We start from the raw sequence: 5,501 nt of genomic DNA, 5'->3' as shown, positions 1-5,501 counted from the left end.
GCCTTATAGTCCGCGCGCTTTATCACTTTGGAGTCGCGGGCAATGGCAGAGTTTCCGAAAAAGGCGAAGGTCGTCATCGTCGGCCTGGGCGGTATCGTCGGCGCATCGATCGCCCATCACCTGATCGAACGCGGCTGGGATGACATTGTCGGCATCGACAAATCGGGCATCCCGACCGACATCGGCTCGACGGCGCACGCCTCCGACTTCTGCTACACGACCAGCCACGATTTCCTGTCGTGCTGGACGACGCTCTACTCCATCGATTTCTACGAGAAGATGGGCCACTACGCGCGCATCGGCGGCCTTGAGGTCGCGCGCGTCGGCGACGACGGCCGCATGGAGGAGATCAAGCGCAAGATCGCCTCGGCCAAGGCGTTTGGCACGCGCGCCCGCCTGATCGAGCCGGCCGAGATCAAGGAGAAATTTCCACTCATCGAAGAAGCGATTGTCCAGGGTGGCCTTTGGGATCCCGATGCCGGTCTGGTCATCCCGCGCTCGCAGACGGTCGCCGGCAAGCTGGTCGATCAGGCGGAAGCGTCCGGCAAGCTCAAATCCTTCGCCAACACGTCGGCTCGGTCGCTTGTCGTCAAGGACGGCCGCATATCAGGCGTGGTGACGGACCGCGGCACCATCGAGGCCGACTATGTCATCGTCTGCGCCGGGATCTGGGGCCGGCTGATCGCGGAAATGGTCGGCGAGGACCTGCCGGTCATGCCGATCGACCATCCGCTGACCTTCTTCGGCCCCTACAACGAGTTCGCCGGCACGGGCAAGGAGATCGGCTGGCCGCTGCTGCGCGACCAGGGCAACTCGGCCTATATGCGCGACACCGGCGATCCAAAGACCGCCGAGGGCGGGCAGATCGAGTGGGGTTACTACGAAGAGACCAATCCGCGCCTGTGCCATCCGCGCGACCTGCTGGAGAAGGATCAGGCGCGGCTTTCGCCCTCACAGCGCGACCTCGACATGGAGCAGATCCTGGCACCGCTCGAACGCGCCATGGAACTGACGCCGATCCTCGGCGAACTCGGCTACAATGAGAGCCATTCCTTCAACGGGCTTCTCCAGGTGACGGCTGATGGCGGCCCGTCCATGGGCGAAAGCCAGAAGGTGCGGGGCCTTTGGTATGCCGTCGCCATCTGGGTCAAGGATGGTCCCGGCATGGGCAAGCTGATCGCCGACTGGATGACCGACGGCCGCACCGCAATCGATCACCATGCCATCGACTATGCACGGTTCTATCCGCACCAGACCAAGGAGCAATTCATCTGGGATCGCTGCACCGAGACCGCGATGAAGGTCTACAATCCGGCGGTGCATCCGCGCGAGCCGTTCTCCAAGGCCCGCAACATCAGGCGCTCGCCGTTCTGGGAGCGCGAGAAGGAACTTGGCGGTTATTTCATGGAGCTCGGCGGCTGGGAGCGCGCCCACGGCTATGCCGCCAACGAGCACCTTTTGGAGAAATACGGCAACCGCGTGCCGGTGCGCGAGAATGAGTGGGACAACCGCCATTTCTGGCGCGTCTCCAATGCCGAGCATCTCGCCATGAGCGAGGATTGCGGCATCGTCAACCTGTCGCATTTCGCCATGTATGACATCGAAGGTCCCGACCATGTCGCGCTGCTGGAATGGCTGTGCGCGGCCAAGATCGGCGGCGACAACAACATCGGCAAGGGCATCTACACCCACTTCCTCGACGAGGAAGGCATGGTGCGGGCCGACTTTACCGTCATCCGCATGGCTGACCGCTGTCGTTTGATCGACGGCGCGGACGCCGGTCCACGCGACTTCCAGTACATGCGCCGCACGGCACAGGACAAAGGCTTCGACGTCACTATCACCGACGTGACCGAGAAATACGTCACTATCGGCATCTGGGGGCCGAACGCCCGGGCGACCTTGCAGAAGGTGGTCGAAAATCCGGACGGGCTCTCTGTTGAGAACTTCCCATTCGCGGCGATCAAGCCGGTCCGGATCGGCGGCAAGGATGTCACCGCTTTCCGCATCTCCTATGTCGGCGAGCAGGGCTGGGAACTGCACATGCGCTACGAGGACGGCCTGGCCGTCTGGGACGCCCTGCGCTCGACCGGCGTGATGCCCTTCGGCGTCGAGACCTATGCCAACACGCGCCGCATGGAAAAGAGCCTGCGCCTGCAGAACGCCGACCTTTTGACCGAGTACAATCTGCTCGAAGCGGATCTCGCCCGTCCGAAGGTCAAGGAGAACGACTTTTGCGGCAAGGCCAGGCATGTAGAGTTCCGAGCCCGCGAGCACCAGCCGGCCATGCTGTGCACGCTGGTGATGACCAGTAATGTCGATTCCAAAGGTGTTGCCCGCTATCCCGTTGGCACCATGCCTGTAATGGACCCGAAGACCGGCGAGACGCTGGTCGACGACCTCGGCCGGCGGTCCTTCACCACCTCGATGGCCTACGGCCCGACCATCGGCAAGAACATAGGTCTCGCCTATCTGCCGTGGGCGTACGCCCAGGAAGGCCGTAAGCTCACCATCGAGTATTTTGGCGAGACATATCCGGTCGAAGTCGCCGCCGTCGGCTACAAGCCGCTCTACGATCCGGAGAATTTGAAGCCGCGCAGCTGAGTGCTCGCAAGCGCAAAAAGGCATGAAGGCAAAAGCCTGGCCACCGGCCGGGCTTTTCTCTTTTTAAGCCGGCGGTTTTCGCTTACCCTTGCGGAATGTCTGCTTTTGCCTGTGCTAGACATTTGCTTTCGAGCTGTGCCGCGTTCGCGCTGACGCTTTGGTTGGCGCCGGCGTCCCTTGCTGACGAGCCCGTCGATGTCGAGCTGGTGCTGGCCGTCGATGTCTCGCTGTCGATGTCACCGGACGAACTCGAGATCCAGCGTCACGGTTACGCAGCGGCGCTGACGCACGACAATGTGCTGCAAGCCATTGCCGATGGCGCTTATGGCAAGATCGCCGTTACCTATGTCGAATGGGCCGGCACCACCTGGCAGCGCGTCATCGTGCCGTGGACGGTGATCGCCAGCCGCACCGACGCCGAGCGCGTGGTCGCGCAGTTGTCGGCGCAGCCGCCCAATAGCGCGCGGCGCACCTCGATCTCCGGAGCGCTGGAGTTCGGCAACGACCTGTTTGCCGAAAGCGGCTACCGGGGCACGAAGCGGGTCATCGACATTTCGGGCGACGGCCCCAACAACCAGGGTGCGCCGGTCAATCTGACCCGCGACGGGCTGATCAAGCAAGGCATCGTCATCAATGGCCTGCCGCTGATGACGCGAGGCGGTTTTTCCGGCGCCTACGACGTCAGCAATCTCGATCGCTACTACAGCGACTGCGTCATTGGTGGTCCCGGAGCCTTCATGATCCCGGTCAATGACTGGACGCAGTTTCCCGAAGCCATTCGCCGCAAGCTGGTGCTGGAACTCGCCGGTCCGGCCTCGCCGCAATGGGCGGCGGAAGAAGCCGCGCATCCGCCGGTGATATTGGCGCAGGAGAGGTCCACCACCGACTGTCTGGTCGGTGAGAAAATGTGGCGAAACCGCAGTTGGATGTTCGACAGCCGCTAAAGCTCTTCTCCGTTGAGCGTGATCTTTGGCCGAACCGGCTCCCATTCTTGCCCCCGCTGCCTACCTGTTCGGGCTTACGCTCCAGGCTTGCCTCCGCTACCGAAGCAGTGGCAAACTGGGCGGGCCGCGTGATCCAGCCAGGAGCGCGGCCAAACCGAGGAAACACCGATGAGACGTCTTGCCATCCTGACCGCAGTCGCGTCTGTGCTTTATGCCGACGTCGCCAGCGCCCAATACAACCAGGCTGCCTGCATCATGTTCGAGAACGGGAATTTTCGCGGGCGGTCCATCGGCATGGGTGCCGAGGATTCCGTAAATTTTCGTGGCGGCCAGTTCTGGAATGACCGTGTGTCGTCGGTGATCGTCCGCCGCGGCTGCACGCTCGTGGCCTATGAGGATTCTCGGATGGGCGGCCGCTCGATCGAGATCACGCGCAGGATCCGCAATTTGGGCGGTAGTGACTGGAACGACCGTATCTCCTCGGCGGAATGCACCTGCGACGACTACTGAGGTTCAGGCGGCGGAGCGCAGACCGGTTACGGGTCGGATCAGGCTGCCAGCAGCTGCTTGCGGTCGACGCGCTCTTGTTGCGGCGAGCGGGCGTAGAGTTCTCGGTAGCATTTGGAGAAATGCGAGGCCGAGACGAAGCCGCAGGCGACCGCCACCTCGACCACCGGCATCGACGACTGGATTAGCAGATGCCTGGCGCGGTCGAGCCGGATTTCCAGATAGTAGCGGGCAGGGGAGCGCCCCATCTCGGTGCGGAACAGCCGTTCGATCTGGCGGCGCGACAGGTCGACATGGTCGGCGATCTCGATCAGTGACAGCGGCTCCGACAGATTGCCCTCCATCAGTTCGATGATGGTCAGCACTTTCGAGTTCTGGACGCCGAGGCGGGCGCGAAGTGGCAGGCGCTGGCGGTCGGTGGGGCTGCGCACGCGGTCGGTCAGCACCTGCTCGCAGACGCGGTTGACGAGGTTCTCGTCAAAGTCGTCGCCGATCAGCTTCAGCATCATGTCGAGTGCGGCGGTGCCACCGGCGCAGGTGTAGATGTTCTGGTCGATCTCGAAGAGGTCGGCAAAGACGTTGGCCTTCGGGAACGCTTCGGAAAAGCCCGGCAGGTTCTCCCAGTGGATGGCGCAGCGCTTGTTGGACAGCAGGCCGGCGGCGGCGAGGATATGCGCGCCGGTGCACAGGCCGCCGACGGCGACGCCGCGATTGTATTCCTCGCGCAGCCAGGCGAAGGCGGACTTGTTCTGGTAGCGCTCGACATTGATGCCGCTGCAGACGATGGCCATGTTCGGCCGGTCGGGGCCTGCCATCTTCTTGCGCTCGTCCTCGAGCGAGGTGTTGACCGCGCATTCGACCCCGTTCGAGGCGCGCACCGGCTTGCCGTCGATGCTGGCGAGGCGCCAGCGATAGGCCTCGTAGCCGAGCATGCGATTGGCCGAACGCAACGGGTCGAGCGCGGTCGCAAAAGCGATCATGGTGAAATCGGGAATAAGGAAGAATACAAACGATCGCTTGATCGGATGCTTTACGGCGTTCAAGGGAACCTCACACAGCCATGGCGCGAACAGGATGTCGCGAATAGCATAGCGACATCAGGAAAAACCATGTCTGTCAATCGGCTACGCCGCTACGACGAGATTAAATTTGCGACATGGGTCGCAAACGGGCAATCGGCGTGCAGCGAGCCCTGGAAGTGGCACGAACTGTTCAAGGGACGGGCAACGTACTGCCTGCGCGCAAAACAAAAACGCCGCCTTGGCTGGAGCCAGGCGGCGTTACAGTTTTAAAGCAGCGGCAGGGATGCGCTGCCCCTAAAAATCTTCAGGCGACGAAGCCGAGGCGGGCCGCATTCATGGCGCCGGTCTGGCCGGGCATGGTGTTGGCGAGACGCTGACGCTCGAGGGCGGTGGTCCGGTTCATTTCGCGGCGGGGGAAGAGGGG

General features: G+C 62.7%; 4 protein-coding genes. 3 read left to right on the top strand and 1 reads right to left on the bottom strand.

Annotated features, from left to right (window positions below):
* Nucleotides 1-42: 42 nt before the first annotated feature.
* The 3 genes from EN893_RS16635 (at nucleotide 43) to EN893_RS16625 (ending at nucleotide 4,058) form a co-directional block, all read left to right on the top strand.
* Entirely contained in the window at nucleotides 43-2,604 is a 2,562-nt protein-coding gene (locus EN893_RS16635) for an FAD-dependent oxidoreductase (RefSeq protein ID WP_127270286.1), read from the top strand.
* Between the two features lie 95 nt (nucleotides 2,605-2,699).
* Nucleotides 2,700-3,548 (top strand): DUF1194 domain-containing protein, encoded by an 849-nt coding sequence (locus EN893_RS16630; protein ID WP_127272437.1) that lies wholly within the window; start codon nucleotides 2,700-2,702, stop codon nucleotides 3,546-3,548.
* 168 nt (nucleotides 3,549-3,716) lie between these two features.
* Nucleotides 3,717-4,058: a peptidase inhibitor family I36 protein gene (locus EN893_RS16625; protein ID WP_023812325.1), complete on the top strand. Its 342-nt coding sequence runs from the start codon at nucleotides 3,717-3,719 to the stop codon at nucleotides 4,056-4,058.
* A gap of 38 nt (nucleotides 4,059-4,096) precedes the next feature.
* On the opposite strand, the gene EN893_RS16620 is transcribed toward EN893_RS16625, so the two are convergent.
* Nucleotides 4,097-5,035, bottom strand: coding sequence for a GlxA family transcriptional regulator (locus EN893_RS16620; protein ID WP_348625597.1), 939 nt, complete (start codon nucleotides 5,033-5,035; stop codon nucleotides 4,097-4,099).
* Nucleotides 5,036-5,501 lie beyond the last annotated feature (466 nt).

The organism is Mesorhizobium sp. M7A.F.Ca.CA.004.04.2.1, from assembly GCF_004022825.1.
GTDB lineage: Bacteria > Pseudomonadota > Alphaproteobacteria > Rhizobiales > Rhizobiaceae > Mesorhizobium.
Note: the sequence above shows the minus strand (reverse complement) of the source record. Positions and strands in the feature narration are given on the sequence as shown.